The sequence below is a fragment of the Nocardia gipuzkoensis genome (assembly GCF_021183645.1).
GTDB lineage: Bacteria > Actinomycetota > Actinomycetes > Mycobacteriales > Mycobacteriaceae > Nocardia > Nocardia abscessus.
The window spans coordinates 5,964,018-5,988,132 of sequence record NZ_CP089225.1; the positions used below are offsets into that span (position 1 = coordinate 5,964,018).

At 70.2% G+C, this 24,115-nt stretch carries 26 protein-coding genes; 11 read left to right on the top strand and 15 right to left on the bottom strand.

All coding sequences use genetic code 11. The features are described from left to right. Positions 1-24: 24 nt before the first annotated feature. From cobJ to LTT66_RS27300, 3 genes are all read right to left on the bottom strand, one after another. Entirely contained in the window at positions 25-1,593 is a 1,569-nt protein-coding gene (gene cobJ / locus LTT66_RS27290; RefSeq protein ID WP_233061325.1) for a precorrin-3B C(17)-methyltransferase, read from the bottom strand. Beyond that, positions 1,590-2,225, bottom strand: coding sequence for a precorrin-8X methylmutase (locus tag LTT66_RS27295; RefSeq protein WP_233061327.1), 636 nt, complete (start codon positions 2,223-2,225; stop codon positions 1,590-1,592). The genes cobJ and LTT66_RS27295 overlap by 4 nt, the downstream gene beginning before the upstream one ends. Before the next feature lie 101 nt (positions 2,226-2,326). Then, positions 2,327-2,764, bottom strand: a complete 438-nt coding sequence (locus LTT66_RS27300; protein ID WP_181723335.1) for an Lrp/AsnC family transcriptional regulator — start codon at positions 2,762-2,764, stop codon at positions 2,327-2,329. Between the two features lie 137 nt (positions 2,765-2,901). Here LTT66_RS27300 and ddaH point away from each other — a divergent pair, with 137 nt between their 5' ends. Beyond that, entirely contained in the window at positions 2,902-3,747 is an 846-nt protein-coding gene (gene ddaH / locus LTT66_RS27305) for a dimethylargininase (protein ID WP_233061329.1), read from the top strand. 30 nt (positions 3,748-3,777) lie between these two features. Here ddaH and cobG read toward each other — a convergent pair whose 3' ends face one another. The 3 genes from cobG to LTT66_RS27320 form a co-directional block, all read right to left on the bottom strand. Further along, positions 3,778-4,965: a precorrin-3B synthase gene (gene cobG / locus LTT66_RS27310; protein WP_233061331.1), complete on the bottom strand. Its 1,188-nt coding sequence runs from the start codon at positions 4,963-4,965 to the stop codon at positions 3,778-3,780. A 48-nt stretch (positions 4,966-5,013) separates the two neighbouring features. Beyond that, entirely contained in the window at positions 5,014-5,898 is an 885-nt protein-coding gene (locus LTT66_RS27315) for an alpha/beta hydrolase (protein WP_233061333.1), read from the bottom strand. A gap of 223 nt (positions 5,899-6,121) precedes the next feature. After that, positions 6,122-6,277, bottom strand: coding sequence for a hypothetical protein (locus LTT66_RS27320; RefSeq protein ID WP_233061335.1), 156 nt, complete (start codon positions 6,275-6,277; stop codon positions 6,122-6,124). A gap of 196 nt (positions 6,278-6,473) precedes the next feature. On the opposite strand from LTT66_RS27320, the gene LTT66_RS27325 reads away from it, so the two are divergent. The 3 genes from LTT66_RS27325 to LTT66_RS27335 all read left to right on the top strand — a co-directional run bounded on the left by LTT66_RS27325 (position 6,474) and on the right by LTT66_RS27335 (position 8,951). Beyond that, positions 6,474-7,544 (top strand): hypothetical protein, encoded by a 1,071-nt coding sequence (locus tag LTT66_RS27325; protein WP_233061337.1) that lies wholly within the window; start codon positions 6,474-6,476, stop codon positions 7,542-7,544. A 156-nt stretch (positions 7,545-7,700) separates the two neighbouring features. After that, a complete protein-coding gene (locus tag LTT66_RS27330) occupies positions 7,701-8,501 on the top strand; it encodes an SAM-dependent methyltransferase (RefSeq protein WP_233061339.1) in 801 nt (266 codons plus the stop codon). A gap of 9 nt (positions 8,502-8,510) precedes the next feature. After that, positions 8,511-8,951 (top strand): nuclear transport factor 2 family protein, encoded by a 441-nt coding sequence (locus tag LTT66_RS27335; RefSeq protein WP_233061341.1) that lies wholly within the window; start codon positions 8,511-8,513, stop codon positions 8,949-8,951. 119 nt (positions 8,952-9,070) lie between these two features. Here the strand turns inward: LTT66_RS27335 and LTT66_RS27340 are convergent, their stop codons facing one another. Beyond that, on the bottom strand, positions 9,071-10,627 hold the full coding sequence (locus tag LTT66_RS27340) for an MFS transporter (protein ID WP_233061343.1): 1,557 nt from the start codon (positions 10,625-10,627) through the stop codon (positions 9,071-9,073). Positions 10,628-10,730: 103 nt separating this feature from the next. Here LTT66_RS27340 and LTT66_RS27345 point away from each other — a divergent pair, with 103 nt between their 5' ends. From LTT66_RS27345 to LTT66_RS27355, 3 genes are all read left to right on the top strand, one after another. Further along, on the top strand, positions 10,731-11,405 hold the full coding sequence (locus LTT66_RS27345) for a TetR/AcrR family transcriptional regulator (RefSeq protein WP_233061345.1): 675 nt from the start codon (positions 10,731-10,733) through the stop codon (positions 11,403-11,405). A 133-nt stretch (positions 11,406-11,538) separates the two neighbouring features. Continuing rightward, the gene (gene cobN / locus LTT66_RS27350) at positions 11,539-15,114 is read left to right on the top strand and encodes a cobaltochelatase subunit CobN (RefSeq protein ID WP_233061347.1); all 3,576 of its coding nucleotides are present in this window, start codon (positions 11,539-11,541) and stop codon (positions 15,112-15,114) included. A 171-nt stretch (positions 15,115-15,285) separates the two neighbouring features. After that, on the top strand, positions 15,286-15,813 hold the full coding sequence (locus LTT66_RS27355; protein WP_181723326.1) for a hypothetical protein: 528 nt from the start codon (positions 15,286-15,288) through the stop codon (positions 15,811-15,813). 121 nt (positions 15,814-15,934) lie between these two features. Here the strand turns inward: LTT66_RS27355 and LTT66_RS27360 are convergent, their stop codons facing one another. Both LTT66_RS27360 and LTT66_RS27365 read right to left on the bottom strand, forming a co-directional pair. Then, entirely contained in the window at positions 15,935-17,287 is a 1,353-nt protein-coding gene (locus tag LTT66_RS27360) for a cytochrome P450 (protein ID WP_233061349.1), read from the bottom strand. Positions 17,288-17,403: 116 nt separating this feature from the next. Then, a complete protein-coding gene (locus tag LTT66_RS27365) occupies positions 17,404-17,775 on the bottom strand; it encodes an STAS domain-containing protein (RefSeq protein WP_233061351.1) in 372 nt (123 codons plus the stop codon). Between the two features lie 255 nt (positions 17,776-18,030). On the opposite strand from LTT66_RS27365, the gene LTT66_RS27370 reads away from it, so the two are divergent. Continuing rightward, complete coding sequence (locus LTT66_RS27370) at positions 18,031-18,360, top strand: hypothetical protein (protein WP_043692884.1); 330 nt, start codon at positions 18,031-18,033, stop codon at positions 18,358-18,360. Positions 18,361-18,593: 233 nt separating this feature from the next. On the opposite strand, the gene LTT66_RS27375 is transcribed toward LTT66_RS27370, so the two are convergent. The 4 genes from LTT66_RS27375 to LTT66_RS27390 all read right to left on the bottom strand — a co-directional run bounded on the left by LTT66_RS27375 (position 18,594) and on the right by LTT66_RS27390 (position 20,377). After that, the gene (locus LTT66_RS27375; protein WP_233061353.1) at positions 18,594-18,851 is read right to left on the bottom strand and encodes a DUF4235 domain-containing protein; all 258 of its coding nucleotides are present in this window, start codon (positions 18,849-18,851) and stop codon (positions 18,594-18,596) included. Then, positions 18,848-19,243 carry a DUF3618 domain-containing protein gene (locus LTT66_RS27380; RefSeq protein WP_233061355.1) on the bottom strand — a complete coding sequence of 132 codons (396 nt, stop codon included), beginning with the start codon at positions 19,241-19,243 and terminating at the stop codon, positions 18,848-18,850. The genes LTT66_RS27375 and LTT66_RS27380 overlap by 4 nt, the downstream gene beginning before the upstream one ends. Next, entirely contained in the window at positions 19,240-19,656 is a 417-nt protein-coding gene (locus LTT66_RS27385) for a phage holin family protein (RefSeq protein WP_233061357.1), read from the bottom strand. The genes LTT66_RS27380 and LTT66_RS27385 overlap by 4 nt, the downstream gene beginning before the upstream one ends. Positions 19,657-19,822: 166 nt before the next feature. Then, positions 19,823-20,377 (bottom strand): TerD family protein, encoded by a 555-nt coding sequence (locus LTT66_RS27390; protein ID WP_233061359.1) that lies wholly within the window; start codon positions 20,375-20,377, stop codon positions 19,823-19,825. A gap of 269 nt (positions 20,378-20,646) precedes the next feature. Between LTT66_RS27390 and LTT66_RS27395 the strand changes: the two genes are divergently transcribed. Continuing rightward, positions 20,647-21,015 (top strand): RskA family anti-sigma factor, encoded by a 369-nt coding sequence (locus LTT66_RS27395; RefSeq protein ID WP_233061360.1) that lies wholly within the window; start codon positions 20,647-20,649, stop codon positions 21,013-21,015. A gap of 32 nt (positions 21,016-21,047) precedes the next feature. Here LTT66_RS27395 and LTT66_RS27400 read toward each other — a convergent pair whose 3' ends face one another. Further along, positions 21,048-22,151: a glutamate--cysteine ligase 2 gene (locus LTT66_RS27400; protein WP_233061362.1), complete on the bottom strand. Its 1,104-nt coding sequence runs from the start codon at positions 22,149-22,151 to the stop codon at positions 21,048-21,050. A 137-nt stretch (positions 22,152-22,288) separates the two neighbouring features. Between LTT66_RS27400 and LTT66_RS27405 the strand changes: the two genes are divergently transcribed. Then, complete coding sequence (locus LTT66_RS27405; RefSeq protein WP_233061364.1) at positions 22,289-22,624, top strand: hypothetical protein; 336 nt, start codon at positions 22,289-22,291, stop codon at positions 22,622-22,624. Positions 22,625-22,703: 79 nt separating this feature from the next. Continuing rightward, positions 22,704-23,654: an FAD-dependent oxidoreductase gene (locus LTT66_RS27410; protein ID WP_233061366.1), complete on the top strand. Its 951-nt coding sequence runs from the start codon at positions 22,704-22,706 to the stop codon at positions 23,652-23,654. A gap of 14 nt (positions 23,655-23,668) precedes the next feature. Here LTT66_RS27410 and LTT66_RS27415 read toward each other — a convergent pair whose 3' ends face one another. Then, positions 23,669-24,004: a hypothetical protein gene (locus LTT66_RS27415; protein ID WP_181723315.1), complete on the bottom strand. Its 336-nt coding sequence runs from the start codon at positions 24,002-24,004 to the stop codon at positions 23,669-23,671. Positions 24,005-24,115: the final 111 nt, after the last annotated feature.

Here is a 24,115-nt window from a genome sequence, read left to right on the forward strand (position 1 = left end):
CGATCTTCGGTGCGTCAGGCGATCTTACGCGCCGTCGGCCGCAGCGTCGCGCGCGCGACCGTAGCGCCGGGAGGTGTAGACCCGGGTGCCCGCGTCGGTCTCCAGCGCCGTGGTGGTGGACGCGCCGATGATCAGCAGCGTGCGCATGTCCACCTGCTCGGGGTCCAGGTCACCGAGCGGCACCACCCGGACCGATTCGGCCGGACCTCCGACGTCACGCCCGACGACGACGGGCGTGTCGGGTTTGCGGTGCTCCAGCAGCAGGTCGCGCATCGCGCCCACCTGCCAGGTGCGTTGTGAGGAGGCCGGGTTGTAGATCGCGATCGCCATGTCCGCGGCCGCGACGGCGGAAAGGCGTTGCGCCACCACCTCCCACGGCTTAAGCCGATCGGAGAGCGAGATCATGGCGTAGTCGTGCCCCAGTGGCGCGCCCGCTCGGCTGGCCACGGCGTTGGCCGCGGTGAGACCGGGCAGCACCCGCACCGGCACCGCGCGCCACTGCGGGTCCGCGGATTCCTCGAGCACCGCCGCCGCCATCGCGAAGACGCCTGGATCTCCCGAGGAGACGACCGCGACGCGCCCGCCCCGCTTGGCCAGATCCAAGGCCATGGCCGCGCGCTCGGATTCCACCCGGTTGTCGCTGGCATGACGACGCTGGCCGGGACGTTCGGGCACCCGGTTCAAATACGTGGTGTAGCCGACCAGGTCGGTGGCCTCCGCCAAGGCCGCGCGCACCTCGTCGGTGGTCCACTCCGGCGCGCCGGGGCCGAGGCCCACCACCACGACCTCACCGACGCTGGTGGTCTCCTCCGCGTCGGTGATTCGTTGCTCCACAACCGTCGGCGCTTCGGGGCGGGGCAGCGGCGTGGTGGGCTCGGGGCCCGGCACCAGGGTGATGGCGAAGTAGGGCACCTCCGCGTCGTCCACCGCGGTGGCGTGCAGAACGCGCTGTTCGGTGGTGCTCGCGCGCTCCACGTAGTACGCGCCGGAGAGCCGGCCGGAATCCGACAGCGCCTGGCGCACACCGGGGTAGGTGCGTCCCAGCTTCATGATCGCGGCCGCGTCGGTCGTGCGCAGCCGCTGGGTGAGCTCGTCGACCGGCATGGTGCCCGGCAGCACGGTGAGCACCTGCTCGCCCTCGACCAGCGGCGTGCCCAGCGCGGCCGACGCCGCGCTCACGGAGGTGATGCCAGGGATGATCTCGGCTTCGAACCGGTCGGCCAGCCGGCGGTGCATGTGCATGTACGAGCTGTAGAACAGCGGGTCGCCCGCGGCGAGCAGCGCGACCGAGCGCCCTGCCGTGAGGTGCCCGGCCAGCCGCTCGGCGGCCTGTTCGTAGAACTCGTCGATCGCGCCCTGGTAGCCACCGGGATGGTCGGTGGTCTCGGTGGTCACCGGATAGACGAGATGTTCCTCCAGTTGGCCGGGGCGCATGTACGGCGCGGCGATGCGGCGGGAGATGCTGCGGCCGTGGCGCGCGCTGTGGAAGGCGATGACGTCCGCCGCGCCGATCACGTTGGCCGCCTTGACCGTCACCAGTTCGGGATCGCCGGGACCGAGTCCGACGCCCCACAGCTTGCCCGGAGTGCTCATTCCCGCTCACTCGCGATCGCGTTCACCGCGGAGGCGGTGATGGCGCTGCCGCCTCGCCTGCCGCGCACCGTGAGGTATTCGACGCCGCCGAAATCGATCAGCGCGTCCTTCGATTCGGCCGCCCCGATGAACCCGACCGGGATGCCCAGCACGGCGGCGGGCCGGGGCGCGCCCGCGTCCAGCAGATCGAGAAGGTGGAACAGCGCCGTCGGCGCGTTGCCGATCGCCACGACGGCGCCGTCGAGCCGGTCCCGCCACAGTTCGAGCGCGGCCGCGGAGCGGGTCGTGCCCTTGGCCGCGGCCAACTCCGGCACGCGCGGATCGGCGAGGGTACACACCACCTCGTTGTCCGCGGGCAGCCGCTTCCTGGTCACGCCCGAGCCGACCATGGTGGCGTCACAGAGAATCGGAGCGCCCGCGCGCAGCGCCGCCCGCGCCGAGGCGACCACACCGGGGGAGAAGGCGATGTCCGCGGCGAGATCCACCTGACCGCAGCCGTGGATCATCCGCACCACGACCTGCGCCACGTCCGGCGGGAATCCGCTCAGATCGGCCTCGGCGCGGATCGTCGCGAACGATCGACGGTAGATCTCGGCCCCGTCGGTCAGGTAGCTGGCACGTACGTCGGACATGCGGTCCACCATATGGGTGCGGGTCCGGACAGGTCGGTCCGGGTCGGGCGCTTCGCATCCCGGCCGAGCCGCTCCGGAGGCCGGGCGCGGACGTCGCGCGATCAGGTTCGCGGACGCTCGAGAATCCGCGACATGACAATGGCGCTGCGGGTGCGCCCGACCCGGGCATTCTCCCGGATCCGTTCCACGGTCACCTCGATCTCGGCCATGTCGGTGGCCATCACGTGCACCAGTGCGTCGGCCTCGCCCGCGATCGTCCACACCCCGACCACCTGCGGAATCGGTTCCAGGCTGCGTTTGAGTTCGGCGGGGGAGATGTTGTCGCGGTAGTACACCTCGACGTACGCCTCCGTCTTCCAGCCCAGTGCCACGGGATTGACCAGCGCGGTGAACCCGGTGATCTGTTTGCCCGCCACCAGCCGGTCGACCCGGCGCTTCACCGCGGGCGCGGACAGCCCGACCACGCCGCCGATCTCCTGGAACGAGGCGCGGGCGTTCTTCAGCAGTTGCTCCAGGATCCGCCGGTCGAGGTCGTCCACGTCACACCTTCTCTCCGCAAACACAATGATTCGCCGATTTTTCCGACGTATGCGCAATGAATCGTTATTTCTGGCGCAATGCTAGGCGACTTACCTTCATCTCAGCTGAAAGTCCACGCTGACCTCAGGGAGTTCCGTTGACGTCCGTAGCCACCCTCCCCGTCGAGTCCGTCGCACGCCGTTGGTCGCCGCGCCGGTTCGTGATGTGCCGTCCCGATCACTTCGACGTCACCTACTCCATCAATCCCTGGATGAATCCCGCCGAGCCCGTCGACCGTGCGCTGGCCCTGCGGCAGTGGGAGACGTTGCGCGCCACGTACACCGCATACGGGCACACCGTGGACGTGGTGCCCGGTGTGGCGGGCCTGCCCGACATGGTGTTCGCCGCGAACGGCGGGCTGATCGTCGGTGACCGCGCCATGTCGGCCCGATTCACCCATGCGGAGCGCGCCGCGGAAGGCCCCGCGTACCACGCCTGGTTCGCCGGATGCGGCGTATCGAACCTGGTGGCCGCCGCGGAATGCAACGAAGGCGAAGGCGATTTCCTCGTGGTCGGCGACCGCCTCCTGGCCGGTATGGGCTTCCGCAGCTCGTTCGCCGCGCACGAGGAGGTGGCGCGGCACTTCGGTCTGCCCGTGGTGTCGCTGGAGCTGATCGATCCGCGGTTCTACCACCTGGACACGGTGTTGCTTCCCCTGGACGGCGCAACCATCGCCTACTACCCGCCGGCTTTCAGCCCGGCGGCCCGCGCGATGCTCGCCGAGCTCTATCCCGACGCGATCGTGGCCACCGACGCGGACGCGGCGGTGCTCGGGCTGAACGGAGTCTGCGACGGTTTCAACGTCTTCCTCAGCAGCGCGGCCACCGACCTGAGCGAAGCCCTGCGCGCCCGTGGCTACCATCCGGTCGGGATCGAGATGTCCGAGCTGCTCAAAGCGGGTGGCTCTGTCAAATGCTGCACCCTCGAGATCCATGCCAGGTGACCGGCCGAATGGTCCGGTGGCGTGGGAGGGTCAGTCGATGCGATAACCCTCGTCGGTAGCGACGACATCGGTGACGTCGCCCTGTGGGCGGCCGCAGCGGCGATCACACCCGGACCAGTGCTGACGTCCGGCGACCGCGACGTCTGCCGCGGGCATCGTCCGCGGAACGCCGGCCGGATCGGCCGCGCCGGGCAGCACCCGGCCCGTGCCGACCGCGTCGGTGGCGTCGGCCCGGACGTCGGTGCGCGACTTCGCGCAGCCCGGCTGCCCGGCGCAGGCGCTGACCAGCAACCACGGCGAGTCGGCGTCGAAGATCAAGCCCATCGGGGCCAGCACGCGCACCACCTGTTCGGCGGCCCTCTCGGCCAGGTCGGTGACCACCATGCTGCGCCACGGCGTGACGAGGATCGGTCGCTCGACCGCGGCGAGGAACTCGGCGGTGCGCGCGGGCAGGGAACCGAGGCGCACGCCCGCGCCGAGGGCGACCGAGCCGTTGTCCTGTTCGAGCCAGCCGATCGGGATGCGGCGGGCCGCGGAGAATTCGAGCTTTTCCGCACCGGGGGACAGGCCGAGGCCGTCGATGACGCGTTCCGCGCCGTGTTCGATGTCGTGCAGCCGCCAGCGGCCCGCGTCGTCGCCGCGCAGTCGCAAGAACTCGTGCGCGGCGGCGAGCATGACATCGACCGCGTCGGCGGTGCAGAGCCGCAGGCCGCTGTCGTCGCCCGCCAGCAGTAGGGCGAACTCGTCGGGCCCGACAGCGTGCACACCGATGTCGGCGCCGAGTCCGCTGACGTCGCCGCGTCCGTCGTCGAGGGTGAACAGCACCCGGCCGGGCAGATCGGCCAGCCGCGGCGCTGCGAGCAGACCCGCGTCCAACACCGAAACCAGCGGGTGCACGTCCGCCGAGCCGCCGATCCGGCCGGACAGTGGCGAGGCGATGATATTGCGCACCCGATCGTGCGTAGTGCTCGGCAGGAGACCCGCGGCCGCGAGCCGCTCGGTCAGTGCCCCTGCGTCACGCACCTGGCGCAATTGGACATTGCCGCGCGAGGTGAGCTCGATATTGCCGTCCGCCACGTCGTGCGCGGCCTCCGCCAGCGCCTGCACCTGTGCGGGCTCCAAGCGCCCGCCGGGCACGCGGATCCGCGCCAGCGGTCCATCGGCCGCGTCGTGCAGCCGCAGCACGCCCGGGCAGGAATCAGCAGTACGTCGCGCCATAACGACCCCAGCCTACGGACGCGCGGACCCGCCGCGATGACCGGCCGCTCACCCGCTGATCGAATGCACCCAGTCGATGACGGCGTCCCGGTACTCGGCGGTGTTGCGCGCGAGATTCACCGAATGCCCGCTGCCGGGCAACACGTAGGTGCGCAGCCGCGCGGCCGGGCCGAAGAACGGCGCTTCGGCGGCGTGCAGCGTCTCGGCAGTCGCGCAGACCGCGTACCCCGGACCGCAGGACAACCGGTCCAGGCTGCCGTTGACCACCAGGACCGGGACGTCGATGAAGTTGGTCATCGGCGGGAGGGTGGAGGTCAGGCCATCGGGATACTCGGCCGGCGAGAAGACTTCCTTGGTCGCTTCGTCGACCGCGAGGACTTCCGGGTCGGCCGTCTCGGGGGCGAAGAAATCGGCGGCGCGGGTACCGGGCCGTGTCGTCAGATAGCCCGGATCGTAGCCGCGCCCGGCGAATTGCGGATCCGCGGCGGCTTGGTGGTAGGTGGAGATGACGCCGAGGACCTCGGACACGTTGAGCGCGTGGGAGAAACCGGTGAGCAGCACACCGTCGACATCCTGGTACGTGGTCGCCTCCAGGACGTCGATGCCCGAGCTGAGCGAATGCCCTCCGGTGACGACCTTGCCGAACGGGGGCGCCCCCGCCAGGCCTCGGCGCAGGGCCTGGACGATGTCGTGCAGGGCACGGGCCGAGACGGTGGCCGTGACCTGCGTGCTCGGCGGCCTGGTGCTCGCGCCGTTGCCGAGCCGATCGACCACCAGCGTCGCGATCCCCGCGGCGTTCATCGCGCGCCGGAAGTTGTAGGTCTCCGGGGCGAAGGGGAAATCCCAGTACGTGTGGTTGTAGTTGGAGCCCGCGATCAGCACCATGACGGTGTCGGTCGCCTGCGCCGTGGGAGTGCACAGATCACCGGCCATCACCCCGAGCGGAACCGAAAGGGAAACCGAGGTGCAGTGACCCGGCGCAGTGTCCCCGGCGTGGGCCACACACGGGGTCAGGCAGAGCAGTGTCGCCGCCGCCGATGCGACTAGGGACCGTAGCGAGGTTCGCACGCGAGGCAGGCTATGCCCGACCGTCGCGCCGCGCAACACCTGGCGGCTGTAACACATGGTCCGTCAAGCGATTTCGGACCGGGGTCCGTCAATCGTCCATCGGTGCGATGCCGGTGGCGAACTCGATCGCGGCGGCGTCGCCGTCGACCGCTCCGGCGACGACCTCGAAGGCGCGGGCGTCGAGGGCGGTGCAGCCCGGCTCGGCCAGGCTGGCGAACCGGTAGTCGCTGCCCGCCTCGCGCATCGCGTTGTCGAGGTCTTCGCGAGTGTCGTAGATCGTGATCGAGAAGACGGTGTTGTCCAGCGAACGACGCTACCGCACATAATGTTGCGTGGCTATCGCATTGTCGATGCCGCACGGGTGCACCCGGCCGCCCCCGGGATATCGCATCGGGCGGGCGGATGTAGGGGCGACGCGGGTGAACGAGGAGCGCGGAAACGTGGGTTCGAGACAAGGGGCCGGTATGCGGGCGGTGCATTTCGTCGGAAGTTTTCCGGCCGAGCGCCCGGACATCGCGATGCGGGCCATGCTGGACGGTGCGGGTGCGCGACTGCGTACCTTGCCGACGGGGGAGACCGGGCGGTACGAGTTCTATATCCAGCCGATCGTCGAAGACCTGGTCGCCCAGGGTGTTCTGGCGGTGAAGAAGCCTGGCACGTGGCACTCGAGCCGGAATCGGACGATCCATCGTGTCGCGCCTGGCATCGAATTGTCCGGTGCCGCGATGGATCTCGGATATCTCCGGGAGGCCGAGGAGGCGCTGCCGATCTTCCGCGAGCTGCGCGGGGACCGCGAGCTGCCCGGGCTCGCGCTCCAGATCGGGATGCCGACCGACTTCACGTTGACGTTCATCGCCATGGGAGCGTCCGGGGTGCGTCGGCATCGCCGAGCGTTCATCGACGCCACCGTGCGTGACATCACGGCCATTCGCGAGCTGGCCGGCGACGATGTCGTCGTGCAGCTCGAGGCTACGGCGGAACTGGTGCTCATGGCGAAGACGCAACCGCTGCACCGGTTGGTCGATCGAGCGCTGGGACTGGGCGCGGGGATCGCTGCCCTGGCCGCGGCGGCGCCGGAGGGAACGCGTTTCGGGGTGCACCTGTGCCTCGGCAGTCTGCGCAACAAAGCCCGGGGCCGGTTGCGCGATGCCCGGCCGCTGGTCGATCTGGCGAATTCCGTCGTCCGGCATTGGCCGCGTGGACGCATTTTGGAATACGTGCACGGTCCCGTCGCGGCGGGCGATAGACCCCCGTCGCCGAAGGCCGAGTTCTATGCGCCACTGGCGGGGCTGACGCTCGGGGCGGGCACGGATTTCTATGCCGGGTTGGTGCACGACGTTCCCACCGAGGCACAGCAGTTGGAGACGTTGCGGATGATCGAGAACGCGCTGGGCCGTCCGGTCGACGGAGTCGCCTGTGCGTGCGGCTTGGGTCGCCGTTCCCGCTCGGTGGCCGATGAGCTCATGGCCCGAGCCGAGGTGCTCGCGGCGGGCGGGGCACCCGGCCGGTGAGTGTCCGCCGCCGCGCCCACCGAGGGCATCGAAAGAATTGTTCCGGCACCATCATCCGATGCTCTGCGACTTCCCACGGAGAGGAAATCGCGGCAAACGGAAGTGACAAATTGTCAGGATCCTGATCGGCGGGATCGGGAAGGTACGGTGTCCGACATGGAGCGAGCACCGCGGGGCGTCGATCCGAACGTGCCGAATTCCGCCCGGGTATACGACTATCTGCTGGGCGGCAAAGACAACTACGAGGTGGACCGGGCGGTCGCGCATCGAATGTTGTCCATCGCCCCGGATACCCGGACCCTGGCCTGGTTCAGTCGCAAGTTCCTGGTGAACGCGGTCCAGCTCGCCGCGGAGGCCGGGGTCCGGCAGTTCATCGATCTCGGTGCGGGAATTCCGACTTCGCCCAACGTGCACGAGATCGCGCACAAGATCGATCCGTCGGCGCGGGTGGTGTACCTCGATTTCGACCCGGTCGTCTACGCGCACTGCAATGCCCTGCTGGCGCACGCGGACGGTGTGACGGCGATGCTGGGCGACGTCCGCCGTCCGGACGACATCCTCGACCGGCTGAAGGGCGGGGGGTTGATCGACTTCGACGAACCGGTCGCGATCACGCTCGTCGGGGTGCTGCACTTCGTGATGGACGACGAACACCCGGCCGAGATCGTCGCCCGATTGGGTGCGGCCATGGCGCCGGGGAGCTATCTGGCGTTCACGCACGGCTCCGACAGCAGCGATCCGGACTTCATCTCCCAGTCGTCGTCGGACACGGCCAAATCCTCGGCACAGGTCGTCTACCGATCCGCGGCCGCGGTCGAGTCGTTCTTCGAGGGCTTCGATCTGCTGGATCCGGGCGTGATTCCCCTGCAACGGTGGCTCGGCGACGACCTTCCGGACACCGGGTTGGTGCTGCTGGGCGGGGTGGCCCGCAAGCTCCCGGAGGCACCTGCCGACTAAGGTCGGCATATGTCCGAAATCTCCACTCTCGCCGACCGGCTCGCCATAGCCGACGTGATCACCAAGATGTTCGTGTACACCGATCAGAAGCGCTGGGAAGGGCTGTCGTCCGAGGTCTTCACGCCGACCGTGGATTTCGACGGCGGGTTCGGCGGCCCGGTGGGGGAGCGGGCCGCGGCCGACATCATCGCGGATTGGCGCACCGGGCTCGCCGACCTCGACGGGGTGCACCACCAGTCCGGCAACCACCTGATCGATCTGGACGGCGACACGGCGCGCGTGCACGCGGACGCGATCGCGGTGCACGTCAAGAACGCCGCGGTCGAGGGCAGGACCCGCACCTTCGTCGGCAGCTACTCCCTCGGCGTCGTACGCACCGTCGAGGGGTGGCGGGTCGACCGGTTCCACTACCACCTCAAGGTGATCGACGGCAACGCCGACTTGAACTGAGGCCGGTGCGGGGCGGGCGGGGATCGGCACGCGCGCAATCGGTTTCGCGTGCCGCCATGTCGTCGTCGGCGGCGGTGTCGTGCTGACCGTTCGCGCCGAGACGTCACGGCGAGCGATCGTCACGGCGTCGTCGTCGGTTGTGTTTCCGGCTGCGGCGCCGCGGGTTCGGCGTCCGCGCGTGCGCGTCCCGGCGCCCATACGCCGATGAGGATCGCGGCGACGAAGGTGAGAATGCCCAGCGCGAGCGCGGCCTGCTGGACGCCGTAGACGAAGGCCGACTCGGCCAACTCGGCCAGGGGTGCGGCCTGCGGGCCCACCCGGTCGGTGACCTGCAGCGTCGCGGCCAGCGAGTCGCCGACCGGTTCGCGGATCTGTTCGGGCACCTGTGGCAGGACGGGCGCGATGCGGGCGCTGTACCCGGCGGCCAGGATGCTGCCCGCGACGGCGATGCCGACCGCCGCGCCCACTTCGCGTGCCGCGTCGTTCACCGCGGCGGCGACGCTGTGCTTCTCCACCGGGGTGCCCGCGATGATCGCGGCCGTCGCGGGTGCGGTGCACAGGCCGGTGCCGCTGCTCATGATCAGAAACGGCCAGAGTAGATCGAGGTAGGTGCTGTCGACTTCGAGGCCGGACAGCGCGACGAGCGCCACGCCGATGAGCACCAGTCCGCCGGTGATCGGCAACCGCAGGCCGACCCGTTCGGCCAGCCGGGGCGCCACCGCGGAGATCGCCACCATCGGCACGACCATCGGCGCCATCGCCAGCGCAGACGTCAGCGGCCGGTACCCGAGGATCAGCTGTAGGAACTGGACCATCAGCAGGAAGGTCCCGAAGCACACGAGGAACTGCACGGTCACCGATGCGGTGCCGGAGCCGAAGCCGCGATGGGCGAACAGGCGCACATCCAGCAGGGGGTGCGCCACCCGCGTCTCGACCACCAGGAACGCCACCGCCGCCAGCACCGCCGCGACCGTCGTGCCGATCACCACCGGGTCCAGCCAGCCGCGCTCGGGTGCCGCGATCGCGGCCACCACCAGCGATCCGACAGCCGCGGCCGAGAAGACCGAGCCCCACAGGTCGATTCCGGGACGGGCCCGGTCGACCGACTCCGGCAGGGTGCAACCCGCGATCGTCAGGAGCAGGCCCGCGACGGACATGGCGAGGAAGATCGACACCCACGACCACTGCTCCAGCAGCAGGCCCGATCCGAGGATGCCGAGCACCGCGCCCGCGCCCGCGACGCCCGCCCACAGCCCGACGGCATTGCCCCGGCGCGACTCGGGAAACCCGGCGGTGATCAGTGACAGCGTCGAGGGCATGACGAGGGCCGCGCCCACTCCGGCCACCGTCCGGCCCGCGATCAACCAGCCGGGTGTGTCGAGCAGTACGGGCGTCGCCGAGGCCACCGCGAAGGCCAGCAGTCCGATGATCAGCACGGCGCGCCGCCCGAACCGGTCGCCGAGCGCGCCCGCCGGGAGAACCAGGCAGGCCAGCGCCAGGGTGTACCCGTCGACAACCCAGGTGAGCTGCTGCTGACTGGCGCCGGTCGCGGCGGCGATGTCCGGCAGTGCGGTGTACAAGGCCGCCATCGACGCGACGACCAGGGCAACGGTGGCACAGGAGATCGCCAGCATCCACCGCTGAGCGGCTGACAAACGGGTCGTGGTGGACTCCATGGCGCCTCCCGGCAGAACAGAACTGTCAGTATCGCTACGCTACTATCAGTAGCATAAGTCGACAGGGTGGCGATAGACGTCCCGGAGGAGGAACGTTCGATTCATGACCGGAGCTGTCCAACCGACCCCGCGCCACCTCGCTCCCGGCGAGGATGTCGACCCGCGCAAACTGCGCTCCCGCGCCAGACTGCTCGAGGCCGCGACGGCTCTGCTCAGAACCGGTGGGCTGGAAGCGGTTACCGTCGAGGCGGTCACCGCCATGTCGAAGGTCGCGCGCACCACGCTGTACCGGCATTTCGACAACGCCATGCAGTTGCGCGCCGCGACGCTGGAGCACCTGCTTCCTCCGGTCATCGAGGCGCCGCCCGCAGGCCCACTGCGCGAGCGGCTGACCGAATTGCTCAGCAGGCAGGCAGCGGTGGTCAACGAGGCTCCGCTGCAGATCTCCACGCTGGCGTGGCTGGCCACCGGCGAACGTGGCGAATCCGGCGCGGGCCCCGCCTTCACCTCGCTGCGGCAGCGGTTGATCGAGCAGTACCGCGAGCCGTTCGACCAGCTGTTCGGTGATCCGGAAGTGCGGGCGCAGCTCGGCGACTTCGACGTGACGCTCGCGCTGATCCAGCTCGTCGGCCCGATCGTGTTCGCCAGGCTGGTCGGCTTCCCAGCCGCCACGGCGGCCGACTGCGCGCGGCTCGTCGACGACTTCTTGGCCGCCCGGGCCAGCGACCGTGACCGCCGTACCGGACACATGATCGAGGGCGATCACAGCGGCAGGTAGGCTCGGCGTGCTCGGCGGACGACGAGGAAACCGGTGGAAGTCCGGTGCGGTCGCGCCACTGTAGAAAGCCAGACCCTCCCCGGCGAGCAGCGAACCCCCCGATGGGCGCGTCACCCGAGGAAGGCTGCCACCCGTGATTGTGCTGTTGTCCACGTCCGACACCGATCTGCTCAGTGCCCGCGCCAGCGGCGCCGACTACCGCTGGGGCAACCCGGCTCGCCTGCTGGTCGAGGACCTGCCCGGCCTGCTCGACGGCGCCGACCTGGTGATCGTGCGCATCCTCGGGGGCAAGCGGGCCTGGGAGGACGGGCTCGAGGCGCTGCGCGCGAGCGGTATTCCGCTGGTCGCGCTCGGCGGCGAGATCGCCCCGGACGCCGAACTGATGGAATGCTCCACCGTTCCGGGCGGAGTCGCGGCCGACGCGCACAACTACCTCGCCGCCGGTGGCCCGGAGAACCTGCGCCAGTTGCACAATTTCCTGTCCGACACCGTGCTGCTGACCGGTCACGGGTTCGAGCCGCCGATTCAGCTGCCCAGCTGGGGCGAGCTGGACCGGGCCGCCGCGACGCGGGCCGAGGGGCCGACCGTAGCGGTGATCTACTACCGCGCACAGCATCTAGCCGGCAACACCGCCTACGTCGACGCCCTGTGCACGGCCATCGAACAGGCGGGCGCGCGGGCGCTGCCGCTGTACTGCGCCTCGCTGCGCACCGCCGACCCCGAGCTGATCGCCACCCTGCGCCGAGCCGACGCCTTGGTGGTGACGGTGCTGGCCGCGGGCGGCACCAAGCCCGCCACCGCCTCCGCGGGTGGCGAGGACGAGGCCTGGGATGTCGGCGCGCTGGCCGACCTGGACGTGCCGATCCTGCAAGGGCTGTGCCTGACGACCGGCCGCGCCCAATGGGAGGCCAACGACGACGGGCTGTCCCCGCTGGATGTCGCGACCCAGGTCGCGGTGCCGGAATTCGACGGACGGATCATCACGGTCCCGTTCTCGTTCAAGGAATTCGACGCCGACGGCCTGTCCACCTACGTCCCCGATCCCGAGCGCGCCGCCCGCGTCGCCGGCATCGCGACGCGCTATGCGCGGCTGCGCCACATTCCCGCCGCACGCAAGCGGGTCGCCGTCATGCTGTCGGCCTACCCGACCAAGCACGCCCGCATCGGCAACGCCGTCGGCCTGGACACCCCGGCCAGCGCCATTCGCCTGCTCACCGAAATGCGCTCCGCCGGTTATGATCTCGGCGGCCCCGGCGAGGTGCCCGGCCTGGACGAACAGGACGGTGACGCCCTCATCCACGCTCTGATCGCGGCGGGCGGCCAAGACCCCGACTGGCTGACCTCCGAACAGCTGGAGGGCAACCCGATCCGCATCGGCGCGGCGACCTACGCGGCCTGGTTCGACACCCTGCCCGACGATCTGCGTGCCGCCGTGGTCGAAGCGTGGGGTCCGCCGCCGGGCGAACTCTACGTCGACCGCTCGTCCGATCCGGACGGTGAGATCGTCATCGCCGCGCTGCGTTTCGGCAACGTCGTGCTCATGGTCCAGCCGCCACGCGGTTTCGGCGAGAACCCGGTCGCGATCTACCACGACCCCGACCTGCCGCCCAGCCACCACTACCTCGCGGCCTACCGATGGCTCAGCGCGCCCGAGGGTTTCGGAGCCGACGCGATGGTGCACCTGGGCAAGCACGGGAACCTGGAATGGCTGCCCGGCAAGACGCTCGGCATGTCGGCCTCCTGCGGCACCGACGCCGCCCTCGGCGACCTGCCGCTGATCTACCCGTTCCTGGTCAACGACCCGGGCGAGGGTACGCAGGCCAAGCGTCGCGCGCACGCCACCCTCGTCGATCACCTGATCCCGCCGATGGCCCGCGCCGAGAGCTACGGCGACATCTCGCGTCTGGAGCAGCTGCTCGACGAGCACGCCAACATCTCCGCGCTCGACCCGGCCAAGCTTCCCGCCATCCGCCAGCAGATCTGGACGCTGATGCGCGCCGCGAAGATGGACCACGACCTCGGCCTCGCCGAGCGCCCGGACGAGGACTCCTTCGACGACATGCTGCTGCACGTCGACGGCTGGCTGTGCGAGATCAAGGACGTGCAGATCCGCGACGGCCTGCACGTTCTCGGCCAGGCGCCGGTAGGGGGGAGCGAACTGGACCTGGTGCTGGCCATGCTCCGCGCGCGCCAGCTGTGGGGCGGTGAGCGCAGTGTGCCCGGCCTGCGCGAAGCCCTGGGCCTGGACGAGTCGGGCGGCGAGGCGCGCGAGCGCGTCGACGCGGTGGAAGACCGCGCCCGCGGGCTGGTCGCGGCATTGCAGGCGGCGGACTGGTCGGCGGACGCGGTCGACGGCCTCACCGACAACGCGGAGGTCCGGCAGGTGCTGCGGTTCGCCGCGCGCGAGGTGGTGCCGCGCCTGCGGCAGACCGGTGTCGAGATCGACCGGGTGCTGCACGCACTCGACGGCGGGTTCATCCCGGCCGGACCGAGCGGCTCGCCGTTGCGCGGCCTGATCAACGTCCTGCCGACCGGGCGCAACTTCTATTCGGTCGACCCGAAGGCGGTGCCGTCCCGGCTGGCCTGGGAGACCGGCCAGGCCATGGCGGAATCCCTGCTCGACCGCTACCGCGCCGACCATGACGAGTACCCGCGGTCGGTGGGTCTGTCGATCTGGGGCACTTCCGCCATGCGCACCTCGGGCGACGACATCGCCGAAGTCCTCGCGCTGCTCGGCGTCCGGCCGGTCTGGGACGAGGCGAGCCGCCGGGTCAGCACGCTCGAAGTGCTCTCGCTCGAGGAGCTGGGCCGCCCCCGCATCGATGTCACGGTGCGCATCAGCGGCTTCTTCCGCGACGCCTTCCCGCATGTCCTCGCCCTGCTGGACGACGCGGTTCGCCTGGTCGCCGGCCTGGACGAGCCGGCCGAGGCCAACTATGTACGCGCGCACGCCCTCGCGGATCTCGCCGAGCACGGCGACCAGCGGCGCGCCACCACCCGCATCTTCGGCTCGAAGCCGGGCACCTACGGGGCAGGGCTGTTGCAGCTGATCGATGCGAAGAGCTGGCGCACCGACGACGATCTCGCCCAGGTGTACACCACCTGGGGCGGCTACGCCTACGGGCGTGATCTCGACGGTGCGCCCGCCGCCGAGGACATGCGCGGCGCGTATCGCCGAATCGCGGTGGCCGCCAAGAACACCGACACTCGCGAGCACGACATCGCCGACTCCGACGACTATTTCCAGTTCCACGGCGGCATGGTGGCCACGGTGCGTGCGCTGACCGGCAAGAATCCGGAGGCCTACATCGGCGACAGCACCCGTCCGGACGCGGTGCGCACCCGGACGCTGTCGGAGGAGACGGCGCGGGTGTTCCGTGCTCGCGTGGTGAACCCCCGCTGGCTCGAGGCCATGCGCAGGCACGGCTACAAAGGTGCGTTCGAGATGGCGGCGACCGTCGACTACTTGTTCGGCTACGACGCCACCACCAACGTGGTAGCCGACTGGATGTACGAGAAGCTCACCGAGAGCTATGTTTTCGACGACGTGAACCGGAAGTTCATGGAGCAGTCCAATCCCTGGGCGCTGCACGGCATTGCCGAGCGGCTGCTGGAGGCGGCCGAGCGGAAACTGTGGGAACATCCCGAACCGGACACACTCGACGGGCTGCGTCAGGTCTATTTGGCGGCCGAAGGCGAGCTGGAGTAGCCGGAGCTGCCTTTTCATCTCTCCCGGTCGTCGCCGGAACATACTGGCGGGCAAGACATTTCGGGCATTCACTGTTGCCGGAAATGGTGATGCGTAGCATCTATAATCGCTAGTGATTCACGGCTGTACCCAGGTAACGACAGATCGAATCTGCTGAGGATGGGAAGGCTCATGAAGTTCACGAAATTGGTTGCGACCACGCTGCTGACCATTGCCGCCACCGGCGTGACCGCGGCGACCGCGTACGGGCAGACCGAGTTCGACGGCCCCGCGAACAGTGCGAACGACAGCGGTGTCGGCTACACCGCCACCGTCGCGCCGGACCGGTCGAGCGCCGCGGTCACGCTGGCTTCCGGTACCTTCGCCTACTTGCCGGACGGGGGAATCGCGGTGCTGGGGCCCGACGGTGCGGTGCTGACGACGGTGCCGACGACCGTACAGTCCGCATTCGGCCAGCAGGTCGGTGTGGCTCCGGATATCGATGCGGCCGGGACGACTTTGACCTTGACGCCGGTCGGCGCCGCCATGCCGGAGCCGGGCGCGCCGCGGTTCATCGGTGACCCGACGACCACCCTGGGCGGGTTGGCGATCGGCTGTGCCGTCGGTGCGCTGATCGGGCTCGTCTTCTTCGTCGTCGGGGTCTTCCCCGGCTGCGTGGTCGGCGGCCTCATCGGTGCCGCCGCGGGCGCAAGCCGCTAGGAACCGACCGGCCCGGAGTGTCGGGCATCGGCCGCGCTCGGTGCACCAGCGCCGAGCGCGGCCGTTCGTTTCCAGCCCGGCCGCACGCCGCAAGCGCGCGGCGGTGGCGAGAAATGGACGGTCAGCCGGCCTGTGTCATGCACGGCTCGACGGTGAAGTCGAGGCCGAAGTTGTTCAGTGTCACCGGCAACGGGGCGTCCGGGTTCGGGCGCGGGGTGGAGCGCAGCCGGAAGTCGGCCGAGGTCAGCAGGTGCGCGAGCAGCGTGCTGGTGACGAACAGAACCAGATTGCGGCCGGGGCAGTCGGCCGGGCCCGCGCTGAACGGCACGAGCTGCGGGTACTGCTCCGCGCGGCCGTCGAGCCAGATGTCCGGGACGAACTGGTCGGCGAACGGCAGCAGATCGGGGTCGCGGTGGAACGCGGGGACCGCGATCATCAGGGCGGCACCGGCCGCGATGGTGAAGCGCTCGTCGCCGTCGCGCCACTGGGTGTCGGCGGTGATATCGCGCAGCAGCATGGGCGTGGTGGGCCACAGCCGCACCGACTCGAGCACGCAGGCGCGCAGATAGCCGCGCAGGTCTACGCGGTCCGGATCGACGGCGTCGGCGAGCGCGCGGGCGTGGTGCTCGGGATGGGTGCTCAGCACCGCCAGCGCACGGCTGAGCGCGATGCCCGCCGCGTCGAAGGCGAACAACCAGTGCGGGATCTGCCCGACCGGATCGGTGGCCCCTCCCGCGGGCACCGCGGCCAGCGCCCCGGCGAGGCTGTCCGGCGGAGCGGACTCCACGTGGCGGTACAGCCGATTGGTGAACTGGTCGCGCTGCCTGCGATGGGCCGGTGCCAGGAACGACCAGTTACCCGCCGAGCGCAACCGGGAAAGCTCGTCGGTGAGTACGGTGTCGTCGCGGCCCCGCTCGCCGAGCACGATCCGCCGCACCAGCCGCCACCACCGTGTGGTGAACTGCCGCGCGTCCAGGTGACCGCGGTGCAGAGCCGACACGACCAGCTCGCGCGCCTCCTCCGCGACGGCCTCGGAGAACGGCCCGGCCAGGCGATGCAGCGGCTCGGCCGAGTCCAGCGCGGCCTCGTTCACCGCGCGGCGCTGATCCCGGATCGGGCCCTGCGACAGCAGCACACCGTGCGGCTGGAACTGGCGCAGCGCGGCCCGCTTCTCCCGATTGGCCGGGTGGAACGGCGTCGGCGCGTCGGCCAGCACCCGCCCGACGTCCTGCGGATCGAGAACGACCACGATCCGGCGACCGGGTACCACGAGCTCGACCGGACCCGCACCGAATTCACGCCGTAACTGCCGGACACGTTCGATCGCCCGGGTATCGGCCCCGGTGCGTTCGAGCAGGCCCAGCACCGGCCGACGCCGCGCGATGACGCCCGAAGCGACCGAAGCGAATCCGAGATCCGCCAATGCCGCCACTGCGGGCACCCCCACCAGTCGGTGTTCGCGGTTGTCTGCCATACGGCCTCCTCCCGGTGCGCTCAGGTCGACACGGTGCCGACGACCGGGCAATTACCCGGCGACGCTGGGTCGAAACCGCGGCGGGGCCTGCGCTGCAGCGATAGGGGCCGTGGAGCTCAGCTCGGTGACTGGGTCTCGTCCACCGCGAGTGCTTCCTCGAGGGAGTCGAACACCGTGAGCAGCCGGTCCAGCGCGGTCACCTCGATCGGCCTGCGCGCGGCGTCGCTCGGGACGACGCGCAAGCCACCGGAGCCGGTGGCCTCCGAGGCCGCCAGCAGGACGCTGAGACCGGCGGAGCCGAGGAACCCGACGTTCGACATGTCCACCACGACCGCGGCGGGCGCGTTGCGCAGCGCCTCATCCAGCGCCGACTGCAAGTGTGGCGCGGATGCCATGTCTATCTCGCCGTGCACGGTGACGACCACCGCGTCCGCCGCCGACCGCACCTGGACCTCCAGCGCCCTGGGCGCGCTTTCGGAACTCACCATCCACCTCCCGTGCCGGCGAGGCGTCCTCGGCAGTTCGCCACGTCGACCTCCGCTCCGGTTCGCGTCTCGTGCGCACTCGGGCAGGGCGCAGAGAGCAAGCATTCCGCGGCCAACTTACCCCATCGAGCCGTCCTCCGATCACACTGTGTGCTGCCTCGGTCTCGGGCCGGGGGCATATCGCTCGCCCGGAGCGTGGGTCGTACGCGCTGGTTAGTAACTCTCCGCCCCGGGTAGTCGCTGAGCAGGAGGTGTGACATGCCCAAGGAATGGAGTTCCAAGGAAGAGCGGCAATACGAGCACGTCAAGGATTCGGCGAAGAGCCGGGGCGCGAGCACCGGACGTGCGAAGGAGATCGCCGCGCGCACGGTGAACAAGAACCGTGCCCAAGAGGGAAAGACCAAGACCGCGAGCCGCAGCTCGACCCGGGACAAGTCGCCCCAACAGCGTGGCGGCCAGCGCTCCGGTAGCAGCGGCCCGAAGGGGCCGACCCGCGATCAGCTGTACAACGAGGCGAAGCGCCGCAACATCAAAGGTCGCTCCACCATGTCGAAGAGCGAGCTGGCGAAGGCGCTGGGCCGCGACTGAACCGTCGAGTCGGCGCCCGTACCGACGAAGTCGCCTCTCTAGACAAGAGGCCCCGTCCCGCGATTCGACGCTGAGCGGGGGCCACTCGGTCACCGGGGCTCGGTCTGCGGGAACACGTCCTGCTGCCCCGACCATGGCGCGCGACCGCCGCCGTGATTCCGGGAGAGTATCCGAAATCTGCGGCGGCGGTCGCGAATCCGAACGGCGGCGAGGCACGCCCACGCATGGTGGCGCTAGTCGGGCCAAGTGCCGGTGAGCGATTGGTAGCCGGTTGCGCCCGCACGATCGATCGCGGCCTTGACCAGACCGAAAACGGCGCCCTGCAATGCCGCGGCGAACAGCACCTCGCGCCAGGAATGATCCCGCGCGGTCGACGCGGGGGCCTGCTCCGCACCTGTGATCTGCGTCCACACCTTGGTGAACACGGCGTTCGCCGCGAGGCCGCCGAGCACGCTGATCACCAAGCCGAGCGGTTTGTAGAGCGTCTTCATCGCCGCCTCCGTACGATCTGCCACACCAGCGCCGCCAGCACCGCCGCGCCGAGCGCCGCCGGGATCGGGTGGGCGCGCAGCGCGCCACCGGCCTGCCTGCCGCGCACGGCGACCGGCTCCGGTGTCGCCGCCGCCACCCGGTGGGCGAGGTCCGCGGCGCCCGTCCGGGCCTGCTGAGCTTTGCCCGCGACAGCCAGCGCCGCATCGGACGCCGCGTGCTGCGTCGCCTCGACGGCGTCGTGCGCCTTCTCCTTGCTGCGCGCGGGTACGTCGAGCTTGTGGCCGAGCTGTTCGACCGTCCTGCCGAGTTCCGCTCTGGCCTGATCGCGATCGCGCCGCAGAGCCGCGACGTCGTCGGTGGGCTGCCCGGCCTCCGGTCGGCTGTCACTCATCCCCGCCTCCTGTCCTTGATCACCTCGATGTCCTCGCGCACGCCCTCGACCGCCTCCTGCGGTATCGGTGGGTTCGCCTGCTCCACGCTCTTCTTCCCGGACAGTCCGAGGATCGCCGCGACCACCAGCAGCGCGCCCGCGACGATCAGCGCGGCCGCCCAGCCGGGCAGGACCTCGGCGAGGCCGAGCACCGCCGCGGCGATCAACGCCGCCCCGCCGTAGAACGCCAGCAGCGCCGCGACACCCGCCAGGCCCGCTCCACGGCCGAACCGTTTGCTCTTCTGCCGCATCTCGATGCGGGCGAGCTGAAGTTCGTCGCGGATGAGCCGGGACAGCTGGGCTGTGGCGTCCTCGACCAGCTCGGTGACCGACCGTGAGTTCGCCGGCGGGCGAGTCTGTGTCGTCTCGGTCATGAGACCTCCTTCGGCATGTCACACCTCCTGCACCGCGACTACCCGCGCGTCCGGATTCCAATCGGACGCCGCCGGTCGGCGTCGTATCCGAGGCGGGGGACGGGGCCGCCGCACGACCGGCAATCGCGATCCGCCCCGAAGCCGATGGGGTGCAACCGAAGTCGTGTCAGGACCGGTCGAGGTAGTCGCCGAGCTGCGGAATCGCCTCGACCGGGTGACGCGCCCGCAGGCCCGCGCCGACGCCGTCGAAGCGCCAGGAACCGTCGGCGCGGCGCACGCGGCCGAGTACCAGGCCGGTGTGCGAACCGCCGCCGGTAAGGTCGTACCGAGCGAGCTGGGTACGGCCCACCGTGTCGATCACCCGGCAGTAGGCGTTCGCGATCCGATCGAAGCTCCGGCCGGTGTAGGAGGTGACGAGGAACAGGACCGTCGTGACCTCCGTGGCGAGCCGGGACAGATCGACGCTGATGATCTCGTCGTCGCCCGCGCCCTCTCCGGTGACGCTGTCCCCGTGCAGGCGCACGGACCCGTCCGTCGAATTGAGCTGCTCGTGATAGACGACGTCCACCAGCCGGTCCGCGGCGAAGAGCAGGGCAGCGACGTTGAGGTCGGTCTCTTCGCGGCGGCCGAACAGGCGCGGGCGGGCGGCCGGATCCCAGCCGAGGGCCACGGTGACATGCGCGAGCGGGGTACCGCCCGGATCGCGAAGTTCGGTGAACACGGTGTTCTCCTCTGCGCTGGAGAGCGGACAGAGCAAACGGGCGGGTCCGCCGATGGGGCGGAGCACGGCGCTTGCGGGTACGTTCGGCCGAGACGATCGGGACGATCCGGCGGACGAGCAGCGTACCCGCGCGGTGGCGAAATATCGCGAGAATCCAATCCGCGGGGCGCTGCGCCGCGAAGTCAAGGCATGCGGGTTGGCATGCGCGCGCGACCGGTCGGTGGCGTGCACTCAGGGCTTCCGGTCCGTCCGGCCGAAGGCGATCGGTCATGACCGACTCCGAGCCTTGCCGTGCGGATCTGCTCGACCTGGCATACCCCTACGCGATGGACGCGATGGCCGAGATCGAGCGCAGGCGCATCGAAAACCGCCTCGCCAGGGCCGATTCCGGAACCGCGGCGGCGTTCGCGGGCGCCGTGCGCGGGATCCGGGAGACGCTGGCGGCGCTGAGCGCGGCCGGAGCGGTCGAGCCACCGCGCACGCTGGAGTCGAAGATTCTTCGGGCGATCGAGGACTCGTGTCCGCCGCCACGCCGTGGCCGTGATCTCCGGCAGATCGTCCAGCGGCGTCGCGTGATGTCGTCGCCCTCACGATCGAACCCGCCAACAGATCGCCCCGGCCGACCTCACCGCAACTAGCCTCGGTCGGGCTCAGCTGAGCGGCGCCCCGGCTACTCGCAGCCTTCGAGGGTCGCGCGCGCCACTTCCTCCACGACATCGTCGATCGAGTCGCGCACCCGCAGCGCCGCCACCTGCCGGTACGCGCCGTTCCCGCGCGCGAGCAGGCGAGCGAACGCCTCGTCGACGAAACGGCGGTCACCGGCCTCGTCGAGCGCGGGCGCGACATATTCGATCAGCCGGTTCAGCAGAGTCCGCACCGGCGCCACGTTGCCGTCGAGGGGGTCGACGCCGTCTCCGGACAGTCCCGAACGCGCCGCCTTCCAGTACGCCGCCCGCAGCACTTCGGCGGGCACCGGCGGCGCGACCTGCCCGGCCGCCACCGCCTTGCGCGCCATGACCACGATGGCGCGCACCAGCGCCGCCAGGAGGGCGGTTTCCTCGACTGTCGCCGGGATGTCGCTCACCCGCACCTCCACGGTCGGGAACGAGACCGAGGGCCGGACGTCCCAATAGACCATCTGCTTGTCCAAGATGCTGCCGCTGTTGAGCATCATCGCGACCATGGCCTCATAGTCCCGCGCTGACTCGAAGTACGGCGGCGGCCCGGCGCTGGGCCAGCGCCGCCAGAGGATGCTGCGCCAACTGGCGAATCCGGTCTCGGTGCCGCGGTAGATCGCCGAATTCGCGGTCATGGCGAGCAGTTGCGGCAGCCAGCGCCGCAGGTGGTTGCTGACCTGGATCGCGGTCTCGGTGTCGGGGATGCCGACGTGCACGTGGCACCCCGACAGCCCCTGCTCGTGGGCGAGCATGCCGAAGTTCTCGGCGATGCGCTGGTAGCGCGGGGTATCGGTGACCGGGAAGTCATGCGGGACGGTCGGCGGGATACCGACGGCGAGCAGGCGGGCGTCGTTGCGCTGGGCGCAGATGGCGATGCCGCGGCGCGATTCGCGCAATTGCCGGTGCAACGCGGCGATGTCGGTGTGGATTGCGGTGTTGGCCTCCACTTGGCAGCGAGTGAGTTCGAGTTGCAGGTCGATGCCGAATTCCTCGGCTGTGCGCGCCACCTCGACATTGCGCGCCAGCGGTTCGCCGGTACCTGGGTCGACGAGCAGGAACTCCTCTTCCACGCCCACGGTCAGGCGGCCATCGTCCATGCTGGTCGCAATACCCAGGAGCGGGTCGGCTAGTCAGCTGCCGGGGGTCGGATCCCGTCCGCGTTCCGCCGCCGGTTTGAACCGTAGGGAGACGGCAACGCGAACGACAAGGGGGCCGCACGGAGAGGAGTTGTCGCATGTTCCGGATCGCTCTACGTCTCGCCGTGACCGGGTGCTGCGCCGTGCTTGTGGCCGCTGCCGGTGCGGGACTCGCCGCCGCGGGACCGACGTTGTCCGCGGACACCCAAGAGGAGGGCACCATCGCGCTGAGCAGCCAGCCGCCGTCGGAGAGTTGGAACTGCGCCCTGATCGGCTCGGCCGAGCAGGCCGGTCCACGGGTGGACCTGGCCCGCACCGGGGAGAGCCGCGGTGGTTTCGCGGCGGGCAGCACCGTCGCCGCGACCTGCGTCGGGCCGCAGTGGCCGGTGGTGGCCATGACCACCGGCGTCACGTCGCTCGACGACGCGGACTGACGTCTCCGCCCCGAGTGCGCCTCCCACGGGCGGTGCTGCGGAAACCGCCAGAAGCGTACCGGCTCGATAGGCTCAGCCCATGCGGATCGTCGTCCTGGGCTCGGGCATCTCGGGTCTGTCCACCGCGGCCGAACTGCTGCGTGGACGGCACGAGGTGATCGTCGTCAGCGCCGAGCCGATCACGGCGACGACGTCCTTCCTGGCCGCGGCGGTCTGGTTCCCGACCGCCGCAGGCCCGGCCGATCGGGTCCGGGCCTGGAGCGAGACGACTTTCGAGCATTTGGCCGGGTTGGCCGCCGCCGATGCGCCGGGCGTGCGCATGTGTGCCTCTATGGCGCTGTATCGCGAGGAGCCCGCGATGCCCGCGTGGGCGCGGTCGGTGCGCTCGTTCCGGGCGGCCGACCGGAACGAACTGCCCCCCGGTTACCGGTTCGGGTTCCGTTTCGAAGTCCCCCTCGTGGAGATGCCCACCTACTTGCCGTTCCTCAGCGCCCAAGTGGACGCCGCGGGCGCGCGCCGCGTGCTGCGCACCGTGGCGCGCCTCGGCGATCTCGCCGACCTCGCACCGGACGTCGTGGTCAACTGCGCCGGTCTGCGGGCCGCCGAACTCGTCGGCGACCCGGAGGTGTATCCGATCCGCGGCCAGATCGTGCGCGTGGCGAATCCGGGACTGTCGGTGTCGGTCCGCGACGAGGCACATCCGCTCGGCCGCGCCTATGTCCATCCCCGCGCGAACGACTGTGTGCTAGGCGGCTCCCTGGATACCGGAGAGTGGGACACGACGCCGAATCCCGACCTCACCCGGTCGATTCTGCGGCGCTGCCGTGAGCTGGCGCCCGCGCTCGCCGACAGCGAAGTCCTGGGAACCGTGGTCGGGCTGCGCCCTGGTCGCCGTGAAGTCCGGGTGGAACTCGACACCACCGTGCTGCCCGGGATACCCGTCGTCCACAACTACGGTCACGGCGGCTCCGGGATCACCATCGGTCACGGATGCGCGCTGGAGAGCGCGGCTCTGGTCGCAACGCTCTGAGCGGCCGATCCGGATCAGCCGGCGTAGCTGCGCGCCACCACGGAGTTCAGCGTCTCCAGGAATTCGCTGAGGACGCCGGGCTCGACCCGGTCACGCGGTGCGCGGCGTTCCGGCGAATCGGTCCCGGGCGCCGCCAAGCCCGCGTCGACACTGTCGCGCAGGACGGCGTGCACGGCTTCGATCGGGATGCCCGCCTGGGCGCACCTGGCGGCCGCGTGCTCGAAACGGCCCAGTGCCAGACTTCCCGCGGCCTCCGCCGCGTCGACCAGGACGAGCGCCAACTCCAAACCCATTCGGATCAACGCGTCGGGACCCTTGCGATCGGTGCCACGATCGAATCTCGCGGACATCTCGGCGATGCTGCGATCATCTTCGTGCGGGCCGATATTCATGGCCCTCCCTCCGCCCGGCGACCCTGCTGCCACCGACGTTACGACGGGGATCGAAAGTTTTCGACCGCG

Bases quoted from the DNA above. Each gene is read 5' to 3' on its own strand.
- LTT66_RS27395 (WP_233061360.1), top strand. From the start codon at position 20,647: ATGACCGACTCCGAGCCTTGCCGTGCGGATCTGCTCGACCTGGCATAC.
- LTT66_RS27340 (WP_233061343.1), bottom strand. From the start codon at position 10,627: ATGGAGTCCACCACGACCCGTTTGTCAGCCGCTCAGCGGTGGATGCTG.
- LTT66_RS27375 (WP_233061353.1), bottom strand. From the start codon at position 18,851: ATGAAGACGCTCTACAAACCGCTCGGCTTGGTGATCAGCGTGCTCGGC.
- LTT66_RS27335 (WP_233061341.1), top strand. From the start codon at position 8,511: ATGTCCGAAATCTCCACTCTCGCCGACCGGCTCGCCATAGCCGACGTG.
- LTT66_RS27415 (WP_181723315.1), bottom strand. From the start codon at position 24,004: ATGTCCGCGAGATTCGATCGTGGCACCGATCGCAAGGGTCCCGACGCG.
- LTT66_RS27365 (WP_233061351.1), bottom strand. From the start codon at position 17,775: ATGGTGAGTTCCGAAAGCGCGCCCAGGGCGCTGGAGGTCCAGGTGCGG.
- LTT66_RS27315 (WP_233061333.1), bottom strand. From the start codon at position 5,898: ATGGCCGGTGATCTGTGCACTCCCACGGCGCAGGCGACCGACACCGTC.
- LTT66_RS27370 (WP_043692884.1), top strand. From the start codon at position 18,031: ATGCCCAAGGAATGGAGTTCCAAGGAAGAGCGGCAATACGAGCACGTC.
- LTT66_RS27360 (WP_233061349.1), bottom strand. From the start codon at position 17,287: ATGGCAGACAACCGCGAACACCGACTGGTGGGGGTGCCCGCAGTGGCG.
- cobG (WP_233061331.1), bottom strand. From the start codon at position 4,965: ATGGCGCGACGTACTGCTGATTCCTGCCCGGGCGTGCTGCGGCTGCAC.
- LTT66_RS27380 (WP_233061355.1), bottom strand. From the start codon at position 19,243: ATGAGTGACAGCCGACCGGAGGCCGGGCAGCCCACCGACGACGTCGCG.
- LTT66_RS27345 (WP_233061345.1), top strand. From the start codon at position 10,731: ATGACCGGAGCTGTCCAACCGACCCCGCGCCACCTCGCTCCCGGCGAG.
- LTT66_RS27330 (WP_233061339.1), top strand. From the start codon at position 7,701: ATGGAGCGAGCACCGCGGGGCGTCGATCCGAACGTGCCGAATTCCGCC.
- LTT66_RS27405 (WP_233061364.1), top strand. From the start codon at position 22,289: ATGTTCCGGATCGCTCTACGTCTCGCCGTGACCGGGTGCTGCGCCGTG.
- LTT66_RS27320 (WP_233061335.1), bottom strand. From the start codon at position 6,277: ATGCGCGAGGCGGGCAGCGACTACCGGTTCGCCAGCCTGGCCGAGCCG.
- LTT66_RS27295 (WP_233061327.1), bottom strand. From the start codon at position 2,225: ATGTCCGACGTACGTGCCAGCTACCTGACCGACGGGGCCGAGATCTAC.
- cobJ (WP_233061325.1), bottom strand. From the start codon at position 1,593: ATGAGCACTCCGGGCAAGCTGTGGGGCGTCGGACTCGGTCCCGGCGAT.
- LTT66_RS27400 (WP_233061362.1), bottom strand. From the start codon at position 22,151: ATGGACGATGGCCGCCTGACCGTGGGCGTGGAAGAGGAGTTCCTGCTC.
- LTT66_RS27385 (WP_233061357.1), bottom strand. From the start codon at position 19,656: ATGACCGAGACGACACAGACTCGCCCGCCGGCGAACTCACGGTCGGTC.
- LTT66_RS27355 (WP_181723326.1), top strand. From the start codon at position 15,286: ATGAAGTTCACGAAATTGGTTGCGACCACGCTGCTGACCATTGCCGCC.
- LTT66_RS27410 (WP_233061366.1), top strand. From the start codon at position 22,704: ATGCGGATCGTCGTCCTGGGCTCGGGCATCTCGGGTCTGTCCACCGCG.